Annotated in this window: 1 protein-coding gene; it reads right to left on the bottom strand. The window is 52.4% G+C overall.

All coding sequences use genetic code 11. The annotated features are described in order from the left end of the window. On the bottom strand, window positions 1-489 hold a 489-nt coding region (locus A6R74_RS23100; protein WP_240488212.1), incomplete at its 3' end, for a ComF family protein. Window positions 490-649: the final 160 nt, after the last annotated feature.

Here is a 649-nt window from a genome sequence, read left to right as displayed (position 1 = left end):
GTTTTTTATCCGTCTGGCAGACACCATTGGAGTTCCGAGCTGCCGGTTAAGCCGTTCGGCTAACCAGTGCGACTGATTAAACCCCCGGAAACGAGCGTGCATAGGCGTCATGGGCACCGGTAAAAAAGCATCGCCGAGTTTATCCGGCGGGGTCAGCAGCATCAATTCAGCCAGTAGCATGCCTGCCCGTGGCGAAGCATGAAATTTAAAATCATGCACCAGCTGTTTAATCGCTCCTTGATACAGCAGCCCCGCCTGGGTGGTCGAAAATGCCGGCGGGTCAATTAAGCAGTATCCACACAAGCTCTCGCCATGGGAAACAGGGTCACCACATTGGCGACAGGCATGTAAGTTCCATGGCAGCTCGTCCAAACAGGTCGCGCACCACCCTCGCCCCGCTAATGCCGGTGCCAGGCAAAATGCGCAATAGCCAGGCATGGCCTGCTTGATCCAGTGTCCTCCGCGCTGTAGCCACTGCTTCAACGCCATGCTATCTCCTTAAGATTATATACATAAAGATCAAATTATTGATTGACTTCCAGCACAAAGTTGATAATATACGCCTCGTCTTAGCGGATGTGGTGGAATTGGTAGACACGCTAGATTTAGGTTCTAGTGCCGTAAGGTGTGGGAGTTCGAGTCTCCCCAT

It is taken from the genome of Halomonas sp. ALS9 (genome assembly GCF_001651035.1).
GTDB lineage: Bacteria > Pseudomonadota > Gammaproteobacteria > Pseudomonadales > Halomonadaceae > Vreelandella.
Note: the sequence above shows the minus strand (reverse complement) of the source record. Positions and strands in the feature narration are given on the sequence as shown.